Genomic DNA, 19,847 nt, shown 5'->3' with positions numbered 1-19,847 from the left:
CCCAACTTCGGCGCGCCCGAGTTTGTCCCTCCGAGTCCGTCGGGCATCCGCGGCCACCCCGCCGACCATGGCGGGGCCGCGGCGGCCGGGTCCGCCGCGCGAGCCAGGAGGACGCGTGGTGGAAACGGGACGGCACCTCGGCCGCGGGCTCGCGGTCGGGGCACTGGTCGGCGTGACCGGCAGGCTCCTCTCCGCACGCCGGCGGCCCGGCCCGACCTGGCTGATGCCGGTCACCGCGGCGGGTGCGGCCCTGCTGGGGATGGTGGCGGCGGCGCGGGCGCCCCGCACGAGCGACGAGGAGCGGCACGATGGGTGACGGGACGGGGCCCTCGGACCTGGCCGACATCAGCGGCTACATCATGCTGGGCAGCAAGAAGCTGACGCTGCGCATCAGGGTCGAGGAGACGGGCGAGGCCCAGGTCGACGCCGACCTGGCGGGCGAGGGCGGGGACGCCGCCGAGGAGCAGGCCTGGGCGGCCGGCCCCGGGTCCGAGCAGGACGGTGAGCAGGACCGGGGCGCCGACGACGAGGCCACCCCGGACGAGCTGGAGGACGAGGTCTCGCCGGACGAGCTCGGGGACGAGGCCGAGGAGCCCGAGGAGCCCGGCGAGCCCGAGGGCGCGGCGGCGTCCGACGAGGACACCGAGCCGGAGGAGGCCGACGAGTCCGACCGGTCCGCCGAGGACCTCGGGGAGTCCGACGAGGACACGGAGGGCGCCGAGGACAGCGAGGACGCCGAGGGCGCCGAGGAGCTCGACGACGAGGCCGAGTACGACGAGGCGGGCGACGAGGACGAGGCCGAGGGCGACTTCGACGAGGGCGAAGCAGACGAGGCCGATGAGGCCGACGAGCTCGAGGACGAGGTCGAGGACGAGGTCGAGGACGAGGTCGAGGACGAGGTCGAGGACGCCGACGAGGACGAGGACGACGAGTCCGACGAGCTCGCCGACGACGAGTCCGACGAACTCGCCGACGAGGACTCGGAGGAGTCCGACGAGGACGAGTACGACGACGAGGCCGACGAGCTCGAGGACGACGCCGGCGAGGACGAGCTCGAGGACGACGCCGGCGAGGACGAGCTCACCGAGGACGACGAGGACGAGTACGACGACGAGCCCGGCGCCGAGGACGAGTACGACGAGGACGTCGAGGGCGAGGACGAGGACGAGGACGAGGACGTCGAGGGCCGCACCGACTCCGACGACGAGTACGCCGGGGACGACGAGACCGACGAGACCGACGAGACCGACGAGCTCGAGGACGACGCCGGCGAGGACGAGGCCGACGACGAGGCCGACGACGAGGCCGAGGACGAGACCGAGGACGTCGACGACGGGTACGACGAGGAGACCGACTCCGAGGACACCGCGGAAGCCGGCGACGAGTACGACGACGAGTACGACGACGAGTACGACGACGAGTACGACGACACCGACGAGGACGCCGAGGGCGACGAGACGGACGAGGTCGACACGGCCCGGCCCGGGTCGTCCGGATCCGAGGACGACGGCGACACTGCAGACACCGCCGACGCCGAGGACACCGCCGAGGACACCGCCGGAGACACCGACGGAGACACCGACGGGGACAGCGACGGGGACGGCGCTGTCGATCGGGGCAGCCCGTCCGAGGACGAGCTGCGCGACCTCCTCGTCCATCGCGCCCGCCCTGCACGCTCGGAACGGGAGCGGGTGGCGTCGGACCGCGGGGCTCGGGCGTCCCGGACAACCCGCGGCGGGGCGGCGGGGCGGCGCAGCGGGCAGCAGCGCACCGCACGTCGGCGGGGGGGCGGCGCGGAGGGCGCGAGCTGAGTCCACCCGGGCTGCGCCGCCCGGCGGTGCGCCTGTTGGGCCGGTCGCCCGTTCTCGCTGGTCGAAGTGGACGCCGTCCGCGCGAGCGGGTGTGTCGGTCCGCGCGCTCGGGTACGTGCGCAGCACGCTTCACCGCGAGCGGGCGACGCCGCCCGCCGTCGACGAAGGCGGAGGTGGTCCGTGGCCAGGCGCACCAGCGACCGTGACCGCGACTTCGCGCTCAGCCGCGTGATCGCGATCGTCAACGACAAGGGCGGGGTGGGGAAGACCTCCCTCGCCGCGAACCTGGGCGGGCAGTTCGCCGGCGCCGGCTACCGCACCCTGCTCCTCGACCTCAACCGCCAGGCCAACCTCGCCGACGACCTGGGCTACCGCGGCTCCGACATCGACGACGAGGGCGCCGGGCTGCTCGGCGCGATCGTCGCCGGGACGCCGCTGCGGCCGGCGGAGGACGTCCGGCCGCAGCTCGACGTCGTGTGCGGTGGCGCCCGCCTGGAGGACCTCACCCCGATCATGGTGTCCCGGCTGCAGCACCACGGGCGCGAGGCGTTCCGGGTGCTGGGCGACGTGCTCGCCCCCGTGGCCGCCGGCTACGAGGTGGTGTTCATCGACTGCCCGCCGGAGTCGACCATCCTCACCGACCTCGCGCTGGCGTCGGCGCGCTGGGTGCTGATGCCCACGAAGTCCGATCTGGGCGGGCTCCTCGGCATGACGCTGGTCGCCGAGCGGTTCGCCCTCGCCCGCGAGATCAACGCCCGGCTCGGGCTGCTCGGTGTGGTGCTGTTCGCGACGGGCAGCCGCGCCCGCGCCGTCCAGGGCGAGGCCCTCGCGGCGATCGACGAGGCCTTCGGCGGCTCCTCGCCCCGGTTCGAGACCACCATCCGGCACGCGGAGCGCACCGCCCAGGACGCGCGGCGCCTCGGCAAGCTCGCCCACGAGCTGGAGGTCGAGGCGGCCGCCCAGCCCGCCTGGTGGGAGGAGCTCCGCACGGGCAGCCGCACCCGGCGGATCTCCGCCACGGCCGCGAGCGTCGCCGGCGACTACCGCGCGCTCGGCATCGAGGTGCTCACCGCGCTGCAGGCCGCCGAGGACGCGGAGAAGACCGGGAAGTCCCGGCGTCCCCGTGCCGGGGCACGGCGGAAGGCCCGCGCGTGAACCGGCCCACCCGCGACCTGTCCTCGACGTTCGGGACCGCGGCCGCCGGCCTGCGCCCCGCGCGACGCCGGCGCCGGGCTGCGCCGGCGGACGACCGCGGGGAGTCGCGGGCCGGCGCCGGGCCACGACGGGACGACAACGCGAACGACACGACCGACCCGGCCGACGACACCACCCGCCGCCTCCCGGACACCACGACCGCCGGCACCACGACCGCCGACACCACGACCGCCGACACCAGGACCGCGGACCGCAACGACATCCCCGACAACCTCACCGACGACACCACCGACGACACCACCGACGACGGCACCACCGCCGGCTCCGACGAACCGGCCGGCACCGCGACCCCCACCGACGCCGACCACACCGACGACACGAGGAGCGGAGCGATCACCACCGACGACAGGACCGGCCACCGCACCTACTCCGACGCGAGCCGGGCGAACGGACGCTCCCCGGCTCCGGCCGGGGGTCCCGTGGAGCGCAACGGCCGCCCGGAGCCGCGCCGCACCCGCACGCCGGGGCGTTCGGGAGGCCCGGACCGGCGCCGCGCTTCCCGCCCCCGCTACGGCGAGGTGCGCCTGCGCGACGCCCGGCAACTGGACCTCCTGATCCTCGCCGTCGTCGAGGGCCGACCGGAGAACGGACGCGTGGTGCACGAGACGATCCGGAGGCGCAGCGACGGCGTGTTCCAGCCCTCGTTGCAGGGCACCTACCACCGGCTGCACCGGCTCAAGAACGACCGGCTGATCACCCTGGGGCCCGACAGGCGGCACTACCGGCTCACCCCGCTCGGCGAGCGCATCCTGGCCGCCCGCCGCCGCGAGTGGGCGGCCTTCGCGCACGGCGTCGACCGCATCGTGGGGCCCCCTGACTCCTGACGCGGCAACCCCGGGTGGACCGCGCACGGCCGCGGACACCGGCGAGGCCGGTGACCACGGCGCCCTCCGCGGCGTAATCTCCCGGCCATGCCGCGTTACGAGTTCCGCTGCCGCGAGTGCACCACGACCTTCGAGGTCGACCGCCCCATGGCCGCGGCCTCGGACCCCGCCGACTGCCCGCACGGCCACAGCGACACCGTCAAGCTGCTCTCGACCGTCTCGCTCGGCGGCCGCGCCGGCGCCGCCCCGGCCATGGCCCCGACGGGGGGCGGGGGCGGCTGCTGCGGCGGGGCCTGCGGCTGCGGCTGACCCGACTCGAACCCGGCCGACCGACGCGGGGTGATCAGCGCGGGGTGATCAGCGCGGGATCAGCGTGTTCTGCCGCGCCACGATCCACCAGCGCCCCTGCTCCCGCACCAGCACGTAGAGCGCCGACATCGTGTGGTCGAGGTCGATGGGCGCGCCCTCGGCGTCGACGGCGCGGGCCAGCTTGCGCACGAGGGCGACGTCCGGGCGCACGAAGGTGACGTCGTCGATCTCGTAGCGCGCGTACTGGTCCTTCAGGAACCCGGTCACCGCCTGCGCGTGCACCTCGCGCAGCGCGGCGAGCCCGGCGGTCGCCCGCCCGTTCACCCCCACGGCCACCGCGTTCGCGGCGAAGTGCCTGGTCATCAGCTCGGCGTCGTTGGTGTTCAGCCCCGTCTCGACGTCGGCGATCACCTGCCGGAGCGCGGTCAGGTCGGCGGTGTGGTCGGCGTCGTCGGAGACGGACGGAGCGGTGTCCACGGAGGTCATGCGGACACCCTCGGACCTCGACCCGACTCGAGGTCAACCCCTCCCTCCCTGCGAACGGCACCCTCGCTCACCGGCGATGAGCGGGAGTGCCGTTCGGCTGCCCGAGCTAGGCCAGGACGACCTTGCCCAGCTCGGCGGAGGACGCCAGGAGCGGGTGCTGCGGGAGGACCCGGACCGTGTAGCCCGCGAGCCCCGCGTGCGGCAGCGGGACCACGGCCTCGAACCGGTCCGAGCCGTCCGTGGCGCCCACGTGCTTCATCGCGACCCGCACGGTGTCGTCGAGCTCGTCCGCCTCGTCGACCCGGCCGACGATCGCCTCGACGATCACGTCCTCCGGCGAGAGGCCGCCGAGGTCGACCGCGGCCCGCACAGTCATCGGCGCCCCGACGACCGGGGTGTCCGGCAGGCCGGACGCGTCGACCCCGCTGACCTGGACCTTCGTCCACGCGGTGGCGAGCTTCTCCCGGTAGGCCGCGATCTCCTTCGCCCCGGCGTACTCGGAGGCCGTGACGGTCCGCGCGGCCTCGGCGGCGGGGGCGTACCAGTCCTCGACGTACTCACGCACCATCCGGGTGGCCTGCACCTGCGGGCGCAGCGTCTCCCAGGTGTGTCGGACCAGCGCGGTCCACTTCGGCGGCACCCCGGCGTCGCGCTCGTAGAAGGCGGGCGCGACCTGGGTGGCGAGCAGCTCGTAGAGCGCCTGGGCCTCGAGGTCGTCCCGCTTGTGCGGGTCGTCGATGCCGTCCGCGGTCGGGATGGCCCAGCCGTTGCGCCCGTCGTAGAGCTCGTCCCACCAGCCGTCCCGGATGGAGAGGTTGAGCCCGCCGTTGAGCGCCGACTTCATGCCCGAGGTCCCGCAGGCCTCGAGCGGGCGCAGCGGGTTGTTCAGCCACACGTCGCAGCCCCAGTACAGGTACCGGGCCATCGACATGTCGTAGTCCGGCAGGAACACGATCCGGTGCCGCACGGCCGGGTCGTCCGCGAACCGGACGATCTGCTGGATCAGCGCCTTGCCGCCGTCGTCGGCCGGGTGGGACTTGCCCGCGACGATCAGCTGCACCGGGCGGTGCGGGTCGAGCAGCAGGTCCCGGAGCCGGGCCTGGTCGCGCAGCATCAGGGTGAGCCGCTTGTAGGTCGGCACGCGGCGGGCGAAGCCGACGGTGAGCACCTCGGGGTCGAAGACGTGGTCGGTCCAGCCGAGCTCCGGCGTCGACGCCCCGCGCTCCAGCCAGGCGGCCCGCACGCGGCGGCGGACCTCGTCGACCAGCCGGGCGCGCAGGGCGTTGCGCAGGCCCCACAGCTCGGCGTCGCCGACGTGGTCGAGCGGGGCGCCGGGCTCGCCGATCAGGCCGGAGACCTCGGCCGCCTCCCAGGTGTGGCCGTGCACGCCGTTGGTGACCGAGCCGATCGGCACCTCCTCGGCGTCGAAGCCGCGCCAGAGCCCGCCGAACATCCCGCGCGAGACCTCGCCGTGCAGCTTCGAGACGCCGTTGGCCCGCTGCGCGAGCCGCAGCCCCATGTGCGCCATGTTGAACATGGCCGGGTCGTCCTCGGCGCCCATCGCGAGCAGCCGGTCCGTGGGGAGGCCGGGCAGCAGCGCGTCGGTGAGGTAGCGGCGCACCAGGTCGACGGGGAAGCGGTCGATGCCCGCGGGCACCGGCGTGTGCGTGGTGAAGACCGTGCCGGAGCGCACCGCCGAGAGCGCCTGGTCGAAGTCGAGGCCCTTCGCGGTCCGCAGCTCCCGGATGCGCTCGAGGCCGAGGAAGCCGGCGTGGCCCTCGTTGGTGTGGAACACCTCGGGCCCGGGGTGCCCGGTCGCGGCGCAGTAGGCCCGCACGGCCCGGACCCCGCCGACCCCGATCAGGATCTCCTGCTTGATCCGGTGGTCCTGGTCGCCGCCGTAGAGCCGGTCGGTGACGGTCCGCAGGTCGGCGTCGTTGGCCTCGATGTCGGCGTCGAGCAGCAGCAGCGGCACCCGTCCGACGGCGGCCTGCCACACCCGGGCGGCCAGCGTGCGGCCCTCCGGCATGGCGACCTCGACGATCACCGGCGCGCCGTCGGCGCCGGTGAGCAGCTGCAGCGGCAGGCCCTGCGGGTCGAGGACCGGGTAGTGCTCGAGCTGCCAGCCGTCGAGGGAGAGCGACTGGCGGAAGTACCCGGACTGGTAGAGCAGCCCGACGCCGATCAGCGGCACCCCGAGGTCCGACGCGGCCTTGAGGTGGTCCCCGGCCAGCACGCCCAGGCCGCCGGAGTAGTTCGGCAGCACCTCGGACACGCCGAACTCCATGGAGAAGTAGGCGATCGCGTCCGGGAGCCCCTCCCGGCCCTGGTACCAGCGGTCCTCGGTGAGGTAGCGCTCCAGGTCGGCGGCCAGGCCGGTGACGGTGCCGACGAGGTCGGCGTCCTCGGCCAGCTCGGTGAGCCGCGCCGTCGGGATCTCGCCCAGCAGCCGGACCGGGTCCTCCCCCGAGCGCTCCCACGCGTCGGGGTCGAGCGAGGCGAACAGCTCGCGGGTGGCCGGGTGCCAGCTCCACCGCAGGTTGGTCGCCAGGGTCTGCAGCGGGGCCAGTCGCTCGGGCAGCTGGGCACGGACGGTGAAGCGGCGGAGGGCTCTCACGGGGCCGGAGACTAGTACGGGATCGGTACGTGGACCGATCCAGCCCAGGTCAGGACCCCTGCTGCGCCGACCGGACGAGGACGGTCGCCGGCAGCGCGGGCGAGGCGTCGTCGCCCGCGCCGGGCCCGGCTCGCCGCGGCCACACCGCCTGACGAGGGCGCTCGATCGGGTGGAGCACGAGCGACCCGCGGAGCTCCTCGAACGGGTGGTCGCTCACCCCGACGCACCAGCGGCCGGACACGCAGCGCTACCGCACCGACCGCTCACCGACGGGCGCTCGCCGGGCGGTCGCGACGCGTCGGTGAAGAGCATGTGAACCTGTGCCACCACGCCCGGTCCCGTTACGCGCAGCGGTGGACGGGGTAGGTACGGTTGTGACGCACGCGATGCGGGGCGTCCGCGTGCGAAATCCGACGAACGAGCTGCGGGGGTGGACGTCGATGACCGGTCGGCTGGGGATCGATGACGTCAGTCCCGCGGTGGGCGACGGCCGTCATCCCAGCAAGGCCGTGGTCGGCGAGGTGATCCCGGTCCGCGCCACCGTCTGGCGCGAGGGGCACGACGCCGTCGCCGCCAACGTGGTCTGGAAGCGGCTCGGCTCCACCGCGCAGGCCGAGCACGTGCGGATGCTGCCGGACGGGGTCGGGACGGACCGCTTCGTGGCCACCGTGGTGCCCGACGAGCCCGGGCTGTGGACCTTCCGGGTGGACGCCTGGAGCGATCCGTGGGCCACCTGGCGGCACGCGGTCGAGGCCAAGCTGAGGGCCAACCAGAGCGCGGACGAGCTGGCCAACGACCTGGAGACCGGCGCGCGGCTGCTGCAGCGCGTGGGCCGCCGCCCCAGCGAGCGCGCCAACCGGGACCTTCTCTTCGGCGCCGCGAACGCGCTCCGCGACACCGCGCTGCCGCTGCACTCCCGCGTCGCCCCGGCGCTGTTCCCGGCCGTGCACGCGATCATGACCGAGCGCCCGGTGCGCGAGCTGATCACCCGCGGCCGCACCCAGCAGGTCTACGTGGACCGCGAGCGGGCGCTGTTCGGCTCCTGGTACGAGTTCTTCCCCCGCTCCACCGGCGGGCGGGACGAGACCGGCCGCGCCGTGCACGGCTCGTTCGTCACCGCGGCGAAGGAGCTCGACCGGATCGCCGCCATGGGCTTCGACGTCGTGTACCTCCCGCCGATCCACCCCGTCGGCACGGTGCACCGCAAGGGCCGCAACAACTCCGTGCACGCCGAGCCCGGCGACGTGGGCTCCCCGTGGGCCATCGGCAGCAAGGACGGCGGGCACGACGCGATCGACCCCGAGCTCGGCACGATCGACGACTTCGACTCCTTCGTCGCCCGCGCCAAGGACCTCGGCATGGAGGTCGCGCTCGACTTCGCGCTGCAGTGCGCGCCGGACCACCCGTGGGTCGAGGCCCACCCGGAGTGGTTCACCGTGCGCCCGGACGGGTCGATCGCCTACGCGGAGAACCCGCCCAAGAAGTACCAGGACATCTACCCGATCAACTTCGACAACGACCCGGCCGGGCTCTACGCCGAGGCGCTGCGGGTCGTGCTGCACTGGGTCGAGCACGGGGTCCGGATCTTCCGGGTGGACAACCCGCACACCAAGCCGCCGAACTTCTGGCACTGGCTGATCTGGCAGGTCAAGGCCCGCTACCCGGACGTGCTGTTCCTGGCCGAGGCGTTCACCCGCCCGGCCCGGCTGTTCGGGCTCGCGCGGCTGGGCTTCACCCAGAGCTACACCTACTTCACCTGGCGCACGGAGAAGGAGGAGCTGGCCGAGTTCGCGCTCATGCACGCCGAGCGCGCGGACGAGTGCCGGCCCAACCTCTTCGTCAACACCCCGGACATCCTCCACGAGTCGCTGCAGACCGGCGGCCCGGCGATGTTCGCGATCCGGGCCGTGCTGGCCGCGACGATGTCGCCGACCTGGGGCGTGTACTCCGGCTTCGAGCTCTTCGAGGGCACCCCGGTCAAGCCGGGCAGCGAGGAGTACCTCGACTCGGAGAAGTACGAGCTGCGCCCACGGGACTTCCAGGCCGCGCTCAACGAGGGCCGCTCGCTCGAGCCCTTCCTGGGCCGGCTCAACGAGATCCGCCGCGCCCACCCGGCGCTGCAGCAGCTGCGCGAGATCCACTTCCACGAGGTGGACAACCCCGAGCTGCTCGTCTACTCGAAGCGGGACCCGGCCTCGGGCGACACGGTGATCGTGGTCGTCACGCTCAACTCGCACGAGGTGCGCGAGGGCACGGTCCGGCTCGACATGCCGGAGCTGGGGCTGGGCTGGGACGACTCGTTCACGGTGACCGACGAGATCACCGGGGACATCTTCCGCTGGCAGGAGCGCAACTACGTGCGCCTGCAGCCACTGGAGAACGTCGCGCACATCCTGCGCGTGCACCGGGCCTGACCCCCGGCTCCTGCCCGACACCACCGACGACGCCGGTCCCGCTCCGCGGGGCCGGCGTCGTCGCGTTCCCGGAAGCTCGCCGTCGTGGTGGTGCTCGTCCTCGGCGGCGTCGCCCTGCTGGCTCTCACCGGCACGCTCGGACCGCTCGCCACCGGGCCGGGCGCCACGGCCTCGTCCTCGGGCTCGTCCTGGCCGGCGGGCTCACCGCCGTCGCACCCGGCGAGGCACGGGTGGTGCAGCTGTTCGGCCGCTACCTCGGCACGATCCGGACCAGCGGCTTCCGCTGGCGCATCGGCGCGGCCGCCCCGGGCAGCCGGCCGGCCGGAGCGCCTGTACCTGCCGGGCTACGACTCGAGCCACACCGCCACCGTCGCCGCCTCGTCGGGCGGCCGAGGCCCGACGGGGCGCGTGCCGACGCACCCGGTGGTTGCGGCGGCTCCGACCTGAGAAACCGGGCCGGCCCGGATAGAGTCCGCAACCGATGAGTGAGACGGTCGAGACGGACAGCGGCGAGGTCGTCGTCAACGAGCCCGACGCCGAGGACTACGCGCACGCGCGCGCCCTCGAGGTGGACTCGGAGTGGTTCAAGACGGCCGTGTTCTACGAGGTGCTCGTCCGGGCGTTCAACGACTCGAACCGGGACGGGTTCGGTGACCTGCGCGGGCTCACCGAGAAGCTGGACTACCTCCAGTGGCTCGGGGTGGACTGCCTGTGGCTGCCGCCCTTCTACGACTCCCCGCTGCGGGACGGCGGCTACGACATCCGGGACTTCCGCGCGGTGCTGCCCGAGTTCGGCACCGTCGAGGACTTCGTCGTGCTGCTCGACGAGGCGCACAAGCGCGGGATCCGGGTGATCACCGACCTCGTCATGAACCACACCTCGGACCAGCACCCGTGGTTCGAGGCCTCGCGCCGCGACCCCGAGGGGCCGTACGGCGACTTCTACGTCTGGTCGGACGACGACACCCGCTACCCCGAGGCGCGGATCATCTTCGTCGACACCGAGTCGTCGAACTGGACCTACGACCCGGTCCGCGGCCAGTTCTACTGGCACCGCTTCTTCTCCCACCAGCCGGACCTCAACTACGACAACCCGGCCGTGCAGGAGGCGATGATCGACGTCCTGCGGTTCTGGCTGGACCTCGGGATCGACGGCTTCCGGCTCGACGCCGTGCCGTACCTCTACGAGCGCGACGGCACGAACTGCGAGAACCTCACCGAGACGCACGCCTTCCTCAAGCGCTGCCGCAAGGTGATGGACGACGAGTACCCCGGCCGGGTCATGCTCGCCGAGGCCAACCAGTGGCCGTCGGACGTGGTGGAGTACTTCGGCGACCCCGAGGTCGGCGGCGACGAGTGCCACATGGCCTTCCACTTCCCGCTGATGCCCCGCATCTTCATGGCGGTCCGCCGGGAGAACCGCTTCCCGATCTCGGAGATCCTGGCCCAGACCCCCGCGATCCCGTCCAACGCGCAGTGGGGCATCTTCCTGCGCAACCACGACGAGCTCACGCTCGAGATGGTCAGCGACGAGGAACGCGACTACATGTACGCGGAGTACGCCAAGGACCCGCGGATGAAGGCGAACATCGGCATCCGCCGCCGGCTCGCCCCGCTGCTGGAGAACGACCGCAACCAGCTCGAGCTGTTCACCGCGCTGCTGCTCTCGCTGCCCGGCTCCCCGGTCCTGTACTACGGCGACGAGATCGGGATGGGCGACAACATCTGGCTCGGCGACCGCGACGCGGTCCGCAGCCCGATGCAGTGGACCCCGGACCGCAACGCCGGCTTCTCGATGTGCGACCCGGGCCGGCTCTACCTGCCCGTGATCATGGACCCGGTGTACGGCTACCAGGCGGTGAACGTCGAGGCGCAGTCGAACTCGTCGACCTCGCTGCTGCACTGGACCCGGCACATGATCGAGATCCGCAAGCGCCACCACGCCTTCGGCCTCGGCGACTTCCACGAGCTGGGCGGCTCCAACCCGTCCGTGCTGGCGTACACCCGCACGCACGGGGAGGACACCGTCCTGTGCGTGCACAACATGAGCCGGTTCCCGCAGCCGGTCGAGCTCGACCTCTCGGCCTGGGAGGGGCACATCCCGTGTGAGCTCACCGGCGGGGTGCCCTTCCCGCGGATCGGCCAGCTGCCGTTCCTGCTCACCCTGCCGGGCCACGGGTTCTACTGGTTCGCGATCAAGCCCGCGGAGGACACCGCATGACGGCGCTCGCCGAGGAGCTCCCGGCCCATCTGCCCGACTACCTGGCCCGCCAGCGCTGGTTCCCGGCGAAGGGCAGGCCCGTCGAGTCCGTCGCGGTCGCCGGCGCCACCGCGCTCATCGACGAGGGGGAGCTGCTCCTCGACCTGTGCCTGCTGCGCGTCACCTTCGCCGACGGCAGCGCCCCCGAGCACTACCAGCTGCTGGTCGGGCGGCGGTACCAGCCCGCGCCGGAGCTGGAGTACGCCACGATCGGCGCGGTCGGCGACCGGATCGCCTACGACGCGATGTGGGACCACGAGGCGACCGCCTTCCTGCTCGACGCGATCCGCGAGGGACGCACCCACGGCGACGTCCGGTTCGTGCCCGAGCCCGGTGCCGAGATCCCCTCCGGGGTGTCGGGGCGGATCCTCGGGGTGGAGCAGTCGAACACCTCGGTCGCCTACGGGGACCGGAGCATCTTCAAGCTGTTCCGCCGGGTCGCGCCCGGGCTGAACCCGGACCTGGAGCTGCACCGCGCGCTGCGGTCGCAGGGCAGCGAGCAGGTGGCGTCGCTGCAGGGCGCGGTCGAGGGCACGCTGGACGGGCGGCCCGCCACGCTCGGCATGCTGCAGGACTTCAAGTCGAACTCGGCCGAGGGCTGGGCGATGGCGCTGACCAGCGTCCGGGACCTCTTCGCCGAGGGCGACCTGTTCGCCAACGAGGTCGGCGGCGACTTCGCCGGCGAGGCGCGGCGGCTCGGCGAGACCGTCGCCGTCGTGCACAAGGAGCTGGCCCGGGCGCTGGGGACGAGCACCCGGAGCGCGGACGAGCTGCGGGCGGCGCTCACCGCCCGGCTGACCGAGGCGGCCGCCCAGGTGCCGACGCTGGGCGAGCACGTCGACGGCATCCGCGCGGTCTACGACGCGCTGACCGGCGAGATCCCCACCCAGCGGGTGCACGGCGACCTGCACCTCGGCCAGACCCTGCGGACCCCGCGCGGCTGGTTGCTGATCGACTTCGAGGGCGAGCCGTCGGCGCCGCTGGCCGAGCGCAGCCGGATGGACTCCCCGCTGCGCGACGTCGCCGGCATGCTGCGCTCCTTCGACTACGCCGTCTACCACCAGGTCCTGTCGGCCGACGCGGACGAGCACGAGGAGCAGCAGCTCTTCCGCCGCGCCGACGAGTGGGCGGTGCGCAACCGCTCCGCCTTCTGCGACGGCTACGCGTTCGGCGCCGGCCGGGACCCGCGCGCGGAGGCCGCGGTGCTGCGGGCCTACGAGCTGGACAAGGCGGTCTACGAGGTCGTCTACGAGACCCGCTCCCGCCCCACCTGGGCCGGGATCCCGCTCACCTCCATCGCACGGCTGGTCGAGGAGGCGCAGGAGAAGGGCGCGGACACCGCGGACCCGGAGTCCGACCCGCACATCTCGCTCTAGAAAGTCCGGCCGGACGAGGTTTGGGCCAAGGGCCGCAACCCGTTCGGCGGACCACAGTGGGCGCGTTCCGCGGGACCGCAATAGGGTTCCCGGGTGGCACACGAGGACACCCGCACGATCGACCCCTGCCCCCCGGACCAGGCGACGACCGACAGGCTCCTGGGCGGTGCCCACCACAACCCGCACGGGGTGCTGGGCGTGCACCCGACGGCCGGCGGCAGCACCGTCGTCCGCGTGCTGCGCCCCCACGCCGACGAGGTGTGGGTGCTGCGGGGCGGCGACCCGGACGACGCGCACCCGCTGGTCAAGGTGCACGACGCCGGCCTGTTCTCCGGCGTCGTCGACGGGGCGGGGGGCGACTACACGATCCGCGTCCGCTACGGCGACCGCGTCGACGTCACGGACGACCCCTACCGCTGGCTCCCGACGCTGGGCGAGGTCGACCTCCACCTGATCGGCGAGGGCCGCCACGAGCGCCTCTGGGAGGTCCTCGGCGCGCACGTGCGCACCTACGACACCGCCTCCGGCCAGGTCACCGGCACCAGCTTCGCCGTCTGGGCACCCAACGCCCAGGGCGTGCGCGTGACCGGGGACTTCGACGGCTGGGCGGGCTGGGCGCACCCGATGCGGTCGCTGGGCGGCTCCGGCGTCTGGGAGATCTTCGTCCCCGGCGTGGGCGTCGGGACGCGGTACAAGTACCGGATCCTCGGCCAGGACGGCGTGTGGCGCGACAAGGCCGACCCGCTCGCCTTCGCCACCGAGGTCCCGCCGGCCACGGCGTCCGTGGTCAGCGCCCGCGCCCACGAGTGGGGCGACGAGGAGTGGATGGCCGGGCGCGCCGTCCGCCAGCCGCACGCCGAGCCGATGAGCGTCTACGAGCTGCACATCGGGTCGTGGCGGCAGGGCAACGGCTACCGCGAGGTCGCCGACCAGCTCGTCGAGTACCTGGGCGAGACCGGCTTCACGCACGTGGAGCTGCTCCCGGTGGCCGAGCACCCGTTCGGCGGCTCCTGGGGCTACCAGGTCTCCGGCTACTACGCGCCGTCCTCGCGCTACGGCACCCCGGACGACTTCCGCTACTTCGTCGACACGCTGCACCGGCACGGCTACGGCGTGATCGTCGACTGGGTGCCGGCGCACTTCCCGCGGGACGAGTGGGCCCTGGCGCGGTTCGACGGCACGCCGCTCTACGAGCACGCCGACCCCCGCCGCGGCGAGCAGCCGGACTGGGGCACGCTCGTGTTCGACTTCGGCCGCCGCGAGGTGCGGAACTTCCTCGTCGCCAACGCGCTGTACTGGCTCGAGGAGTTCCACGTCGACGGGCTGCGGGTCGACGCCGTCGCCTCGATGCTCTACCTGGACTACTCGCGCCCGGACGGGCAGTGGCTGCCCAACCAGTACGGCGGCCGGGAGAACCTCGACGCCGTCTCCTTCCTGCAGGAGATGAACGCGACCGTCTACCGGGAGCACCCGGGCGTGGTCACGATCGCCGAGGAGTCCACGGCGTGGCCCGGCGTCACGCGGCCCACCTACATGGGCGGGCTCGGCTTCGGCTTCAAGTGGAACATGGGCTGGATGCACGACACGCTCGACTACATCGGGCGTGACCCCGTGCACCGCAGCTTCCACCACAACCAGATGACCTTCTCGCTGATGTACGCGTTCAGCGAGAACTACGTCCTGCCGATCAGCCACGACGAGGTCGTGCACGGCAAGGGCTCGCTGTGGACCCGGATGCCGGGCGACGACTGGAACAAGGCCGCCAACGTCCGCGCGCTGCTCGCCTTCATGTGGGCGCACCCGGGCAAGCAGCTGCTGTTCATGGGCCAGGAGTTCGGGCAGGTCCGCGAGTGGTCCGAGGAGCGCTCGCTGGACTGGGACCTGCTCGGCGACCGGCTGCACGGCGGCATCAAGAGCCTCGTCGGCGACCTCAACCGCACCTACCGCGAGCACCCGGCGCTGTGGACGGCCGACCACTCGCCCGAGGGTTTCTCGTGGATCGACGCCAACGACGCCGCGGGCAACGTCCTGAGCTTCCTGCGGGAGGGCACCGACCACGACGGCCGCCCGGCGGTCCTGGCCTGCATCGCCAACTTCTCCGGCCAGCCGCACGAGAACTACCGCGTGGGGCTGCCGTTCGCGGGGCGCTGGCGGGAGCTGGTCAACACCGACGCGGAGAGCTACGGCGGGTCCGGGGTGGGCAACCTCGGCGCCGTCGAGGCGGAGCGGGTGGTGTGGCACGGGCGGCCCGCGTCGGCCGTGCTGCGGCTGCCCCCGGCGGGCGTGGTGTGGCTGGTGCCGGAGGAGACCGGCGGCCCGGTCCACCCGAAGCGGCCCGTCCGGTCCGCGGCGACCGAGCCGGCCGTCGAGGCGCCGCCGGCCGGTGCGGCCCACACCCCCGACCTCGCGCAGGGCGTGCCGCCGACCCCGGAGGTCGGCCCGGCCGACGAGGACTCCCGGGACGTCTGAACCGTCCACAGAATGGTTCCATAACGCTGACCAGCCGCGACCGTGTCGGCGTTATGGAACCATGATGCGGCTCATCCGGATCCTGTTCGGCGTTATGGAACCATGACGCGATCAGGAGGCGCGGAATCCCGCGTCATGGTCGTACTGCGATCGACGGCGCGGAGCAGGGTGAGCCAGTAGGCCAGGAGGATCGCGCAGTAGAGGCTGCGGCCGACGGGCGTCCAGGGGTCCTCCGGCGTCCAGAGGTCGCCCCAGGAGACCGGGACCAGCGGCAGCGCCAGCAGCGCGGCCGCCCACGCGCGGCGCGCGCTCCCCGCGGCGGAGGCGGCCACCACGGCCAGCACCCCCGGCCACAGCAGCAGCACGTAGTTGTGCCAGGAGATCGGCGACATCAGCAGGCTGGCGGCGATCACCGCCCAGGGCGCGGTGCCGGCGGGATCCACCGCACCGGTCCGGCTGCGGCGCGCGAGCAGGACCAGCGTCCCGACCAGCGCGGCGGCGCCCAGCAGCGTGCCGACGGCCGAGGGCAGACCGAGCCGCAGCGCCTCGCCGGGCAGGGCGGCGTTGTCCAGGACGTCGGGCACCGGCTCGCCGAACCCGATCCGCAGCCACTCGAGGGCGCTCGACGGCCCGGCCGCCAGCGCCCCCACCAGGGTGGCGACGACGGCGCCGCCGATCCCGGCCCAGAAGGGCCGCCAGCGCAGCTGCACGGCCGGGAGCAGCAGCACCGGCGCGAGGGAGGGCTTGAGCGCGACGGTGACGCCGTAGAGCGTGCCGGCGAGCAGCGGGTGCCCGCGGCGCTCGGCGACCCAGCCGGCGACGAGCCCCACCAGCAGCAGCCCGTAGATCTGGCCCAGGTAGAGCGTGCCGTGCAGCGGCGAGGAGGCGAGCATCGCCAGCGTCGCGCCCGCCGTCCACCACCAGGGCAGCCGCAGCTCGCGGCACACCACCAGCACGGCACCGACGATCAGCAGCAGCGTGAGCGCCGCGAACACCCGGTAGGCCAGCACCACGTCGAGACCGGCGAACGGGGCCAGCAGCAGGCTGAGCAGCGGCGGGTTGAGGTTGCGCAGCTTCGCCGGGGTCGCGTAGATGTCGCCGCCCTGGGTCAGGGCGACCGCGGAGTGCCAGAAGGTGTCGAAGTCGGCGTGCAGCTCCCGCATGTCGGTCGACGCCAGCCCGAGGACCAACCAGTTGTGGTGCGTGGCGTGCAGGACGACGGTCAGCGCGAGCGCCGCCACCGCCAGCAGCACCGCGCCGACGCGGGCCGCCGGCCACCGCCGGGCCGGGGGCCGCGGCGGATCGGCGACGGGCTGCGGGCTGGTCGTCGACACGACGCCCGACGGTAGTCGCCCGAGCGCGCGCGCGTCCGCCCGCCCCACCGGCCAAGCCGGTACGGATCCGTAGCGCGTCCAGGACGGCCGCCGTGACGCGTTATGGATCCATACTGCGATCAGGCCACGTTCTCCGGCGTCAGAAGAGCGCGCGGGCCAGGGCGCGACGGGCGGTGCTCACCCGCGGGTCGTCCGCCGGGAACAGCTCGAACAGCCCGACGAGGTGGCTGCGGACCTTCTCCCGGTCGTCGCCGAAGGTCCGGGAGACCGCGGAGACCAGCCGCTGGAACGCGGCCTCGGCCCGGTCCTGGGCGACCTCGGCGTCCGCGGCGGCGAGCTGGGCGTCGACGTCGTCCGGGGCCGCGTCGGCCCGGCCGATCGCCGACGGGTCGGCCTGCTCCGCCCGGGCCAGGAACCGGACCTGCGAGAGCGCGGCCTGCGCCATCTCGTTGGCGGGCTCCTGGTCGAGGATCCGCTGGTAGGCGGCCTCGGCCTCGGCGTAGTCGCCGCGCTCGAGGGCGTCCTCGGCCTCCGTGAACCGGGGGTCCTCCGGCTCCTCCTCCGGGGCCGCACCACCGCCGGAGGCGGCCCGGCGCTCGCCCTCGGCGATCGCGGGCATGCGGTCGCGCAGCGCGTCGAGGATGCGGGCGATCCAGTCCTTGACCTGCGGCTCGGGCAGCGCGCCCTGGAAGGCGTCGACCGGCTGGCCCGCGACCACCGCGACCACCATCGGGATCGACTGCACGCCGAAGGCCTGCGCGATCCGCGGGTTGGCGTCGACGTCGACCTTGGCGAGGAGCCAGGCGCCGCCGCTTGCGTTCGCCAGCCGCTCCAGCACCGGCGAGAGCTGCTTGCACGGCTCGCACCAGGTCGCCCACAGGTCCACGATCACCGGGACCTGCAGGGACGCCTCGAGGACGTCCCGCTGGAAGCCCTGCTCGGTGACGTCGAGGACGTACCCGCCGCCACCTCCGCCCTCCGGGGCGCCCGGCGCGCCCTGGGCCGTGCCCCGGGCGCCGCCCGCCGCCTGCTGGCGGGCCGCGGCCTCGGAGCGGGCCTTCAGCGCGGAGAGGTCGACGGCGCCCGCCAACGCGGACGACAGGGCCGCCGTCTGAGCTGCCTGACGAGGATCGGGTCGCGACACGCGCTCCATCCTGGCACGATCGCCACCCGGCCCGCCCGCCGCCCACCGCAGGGGCCGGCGGCCGATCCGGCGGCCGGTCCGGCGGCCGGTCAGGCGGGGCGCGCGTCCACGAGCGGGCGCATGCCCATCGGGTTCTGCGGCAGGAAGTCGCCCGCGGCGAGGACCCGCTCGACCAGCGGTCCGGCCAGCGCGACCAGGCGCTCCGCCCGGGCGTCGCCGAGGGCGCGCCAGGCCTCGTCGGCGAGCGCGTCCGTGCGGGCCTCGACCTCCGCGCACAGGTCCCGCCCGGCCCCGGTCAGCACGGTGTCCGCGACGTCGCCGCCCCCGGACGCCGCCTCGACGAGGCCCCGGTCGGCCAGCCGCGACCGCGCGGCCTCCCACTCCCCGACGGTCCAGCCGCGCCGTTCCCGCAGCCAGTCCCCCGGCAGCTCCTGCGCGCCCGCGAACACCACCAGCGCCTCCACCGGGTCGATCCCGGCGGCGACCAGGGCCGCGACGTGGCCGTCGCCGCGCTGCTCGCGCAGGATCGTCTGGGCCTGCCAGAGCACGAGGTGCGGGGCGTCGGGCCAGGGCAGCGCCGCGTTGGCCGCGGCGAGCGCGCGCCCCGCCGTCGACACCGACGTCGCCGCCTCCCGCGCCAGCTCCGCCGCCTCGGCCACCTCGGCGGAGGCGGCGAGGTCGCCGAGCGCGCGGCGCAGGGCGGCGTCGACGGCCGCGAGGCGGGCGTCGAGGAGCTGCGCGGGTGAGGCGACCGACCAGACCTCGGGCACCGAGCGGGCCACGAAGCCGGGGGCGAAGTTGTAGAACAACGCGGTCACGACCTCGGCCGGCACCGGCCCGAGCGGTGCGGCGCGCTGGCCGAAGTAGCCGCGCCAGAAGCCGCGCAGGCCCAGCGCCTCGCCCGCCGACCGGGCCTCCGGCGCGAAGTAGGTCACCGCGTGCAACGGCTCCAGGGCCCGCCACAGCCGGCGTGCCCGGTGCTCCCCCTCGGCCGCGCCCGTGCTGGTCACGGCGGTGCTCCCGCTCGTCATCGCGCCTCCCGTCGTCGTCCTCCGGAAACCGTAGGACGTCCGAGCATCGCGGGGCCAGCGTCGCGGGTTGAGCCGATCCGGTGGCGGTGCGCACCCGCGGTTCGCGGGACCGGCGGTCCCGATCACCGGACCGGCGGAGCACCAGCAGCGGCCCGCCGTCGTTGACCTCACGGAGATGACGGCACGTCACCCGGGCGTGCCCGCCGGACGGATCCGCACCGGGACCGTCCCCCGACCGGAGGATTCCATGAGCCAGGACAACCCCGTCGCCGACCGCCTGCTGGCGGAGGCCCGCAAGAAGAGCGCGCGCCGGGAGAGCCCGGCACTGGGCAAGGTCGCGCTGATCATCGGGATCGTCGCGCTGGTCGCGAGCCCGATCTCGATCGTCGGCTGGATCGGCGGGCTCGCCGCGATCGGCGTCGGCCTCGCCGCGGTGCGCAACCCGGAGACCGCGAAGCCCGCCAAGATCGCGATGGGGCTCGGCTTCGCGGCGATCCTGGTCGGAGTCTTCTTCTTCACACTCAACATCGCCTGACCGGGCACGTCGGGACGGCCGG

Annotated in this window: 16 protein-coding genes; 10 read left to right on the top strand and 6 right to left on the bottom strand. The window is 73.9% G+C overall.

The features are described from left to right. The first annotated feature begins 115 nt into the window (after window positions 1-115). The 5 genes from ACFQH9_RS05010 (at window position 116) to ACFQH9_RS04990 (ending at window position 4,159) form a co-directional block, all read left to right on the top strand. Entirely contained in the window at window positions 116-316 is a 201-nt protein-coding gene (locus ACFQH9_RS05010) for a hypothetical protein (RefSeq protein ID WP_379564681.1), read from the top strand. Continuing rightward, entirely contained in the window at window positions 309-1,811 is a 1,503-nt protein-coding gene (locus ACFQH9_RS05005; protein WP_379564679.1) for a hypothetical protein, read from the top strand. The genes ACFQH9_RS05010 and ACFQH9_RS05005 overlap by 8 nt, the downstream gene beginning before the upstream one ends. Before the next feature lie 180 nt (window positions 1,812-1,991). Further along, window positions 1,992-2,966, top strand: a complete 975-nt coding sequence (locus tag ACFQH9_RS05000) for a ParA family protein (protein ID WP_379564677.1) — start codon at window positions 1,992-1,994, stop codon at window positions 2,964-2,966. Then, window positions 2,963-3,850, top strand: coding sequence for a PadR family transcriptional regulator (locus tag ACFQH9_RS04995; protein ID WP_379564675.1), 888 nt, complete (start codon window positions 2,963-2,965; stop codon window positions 3,848-3,850). Before ACFQH9_RS05000 ends, ACFQH9_RS04995 begins: the two co-directional genes overlap by 4 nt. Before the next feature lie 87 nt (window positions 3,851-3,937). Continuing rightward, complete coding sequence (locus ACFQH9_RS04990) at window positions 3,938-4,159, top strand: zinc ribbon domain-containing protein (RefSeq protein WP_232870535.1); 222 nt, start codon at window positions 3,938-3,940, stop codon at window positions 4,157-4,159. A gap of 48 nt (window positions 4,160-4,207) precedes the next feature. Here ACFQH9_RS04990 and ACFQH9_RS04985 read toward each other — a convergent pair whose 3' ends face one another. The 3 genes from ACFQH9_RS04985 to ACFQH9_RS04975 form a co-directional block, all read right to left on the bottom strand. Continuing rightward, complete coding sequence (locus ACFQH9_RS04985) at window positions 4,208-4,645, bottom strand: SgcJ/EcaC family oxidoreductase (RefSeq protein ID WP_379564672.1); 438 nt, start codon at window positions 4,643-4,645, stop codon at window positions 4,208-4,210. A 106-nt stretch (window positions 4,646-4,751) separates the two neighbouring features. Then, window positions 4,752-7,262, bottom strand: coding sequence for an alpha-glucan family phosphorylase (gene glgP / locus ACFQH9_RS04980; protein WP_379564670.1), 2,511 nt, complete (start codon window positions 7,260-7,262; stop codon window positions 4,752-4,754). A 49-nt stretch (window positions 7,263-7,311) separates the two neighbouring features. Beyond that, window positions 7,312-7,479, bottom strand: coding sequence for a hypothetical protein (locus tag ACFQH9_RS04975; protein ID WP_379564668.1), 168 nt, complete (start codon window positions 7,477-7,479; stop codon window positions 7,312-7,314). Window positions 7,480-7,702: 223 nt separating this feature from the next. On the opposite strand from ACFQH9_RS04975, the gene ACFQH9_RS04970 reads away from it, so the two are divergent. The 4 genes from ACFQH9_RS04970 to glgB all read left to right on the top strand — a co-directional run bounded on the left by ACFQH9_RS04970 (window position 7,703) and on the right by glgB (window position 15,781). Next, on the top strand, window positions 7,703-9,676 hold the full coding sequence (locus ACFQH9_RS04970) for an alpha-1,4-glucan--maltose-1-phosphate maltosyltransferase (protein ID WP_379564666.1): 1,974 nt from the start codon (window positions 7,703-7,705) through the stop codon (window positions 9,674-9,676). Between the two features lie 481 nt (window positions 9,677-10,157). Continuing rightward, the gene (gene treS, locus ACFQH9_RS04965; RefSeq protein ID WP_379564664.1) at window positions 10,158-11,897 is read left to right on the top strand and encodes a maltose alpha-D-glucosyltransferase; all 1,740 of its coding nucleotides are present in this window, start codon (window positions 10,158-10,160) and stop codon (window positions 11,895-11,897) included. Continuing rightward, window positions 11,894-13,312 carry a maltokinase N-terminal cap-like domain-containing protein gene (locus tag ACFQH9_RS04960; protein WP_379564662.1) on the top strand — a complete coding sequence of 473 codons (1,419 nt, stop codon included), beginning with the start codon at window positions 11,894-11,896 and terminating at the stop codon, window positions 13,310-13,312. Before treS ends, ACFQH9_RS04960 begins: the two co-directional genes overlap by 4 nt. 93 nt (window positions 13,313-13,405) lie before the next feature. After that, on the top strand, window positions 13,406-15,781 hold the full coding sequence (gene glgB / locus ACFQH9_RS04955; protein WP_379564660.1) for a 1,4-alpha-glucan branching protein GlgB: 2,376 nt from the start codon (window positions 13,406-13,408) through the stop codon (window positions 15,779-15,781). A 92-nt stretch (window positions 15,782-15,873) separates the two neighbouring features. Here the strand turns inward: glgB and ACFQH9_RS04950 are convergent, their stop codons facing one another. The 3 genes from ACFQH9_RS04950 to ACFQH9_RS04940 form a co-directional block, all read right to left on the bottom strand. Further along, complete coding sequence (locus ACFQH9_RS04950; protein ID WP_379564658.1) at window positions 15,874-17,115, bottom strand: glycosyltransferase family 87 protein; 1,242 nt, start codon at window positions 17,113-17,115, stop codon at window positions 15,874-15,876. Window positions 17,116-17,254: 139 nt separating this feature from the next. After that, window positions 17,255-18,268 carry a tetratricopeptide repeat protein gene (locus ACFQH9_RS04945; protein ID WP_379564656.1) on the bottom strand — a complete coding sequence of 338 codons (1,014 nt, stop codon included), beginning with the start codon at window positions 18,266-18,268 and terminating at the stop codon, window positions 17,255-17,257. An 80-nt stretch (window positions 18,269-18,348) separates the two neighbouring features. Next, window positions 18,349-19,290 (bottom strand): SCO6745 family protein, encoded by a 942-nt coding sequence (locus tag ACFQH9_RS04940; RefSeq protein WP_379564654.1) that lies wholly within the window; start codon window positions 19,288-19,290, stop codon window positions 18,349-18,351. Between the two features lie 247 nt (window positions 19,291-19,537). Between ACFQH9_RS04940 and ACFQH9_RS04935 the strand changes: the two genes are divergently transcribed. Further along, the gene (locus ACFQH9_RS04935) at window positions 19,538-19,825 is read left to right on the top strand and encodes a hypothetical protein (protein WP_379564652.1); all 288 of its coding nucleotides are present in this window, start codon (window positions 19,538-19,540) and stop codon (window positions 19,823-19,825) included. The last annotated feature ends 22 nt before the right edge of the window (window positions 19,826-19,847 follow it).

The organism is Pseudonocardia lutea, assembly GCF_042658055.1.
Taxonomy (GTDB): domain Bacteria; phylum Actinomycetota; class Actinomycetes; order Mycobacteriales; family Pseudonocardiaceae; genus Pseudonocardia; species Pseudonocardia lutea.
The sequence above is the reverse complement of the archived record's forward strand: the minus strand, read 5'-3'. Positions and strand labels throughout refer to the sequence as shown.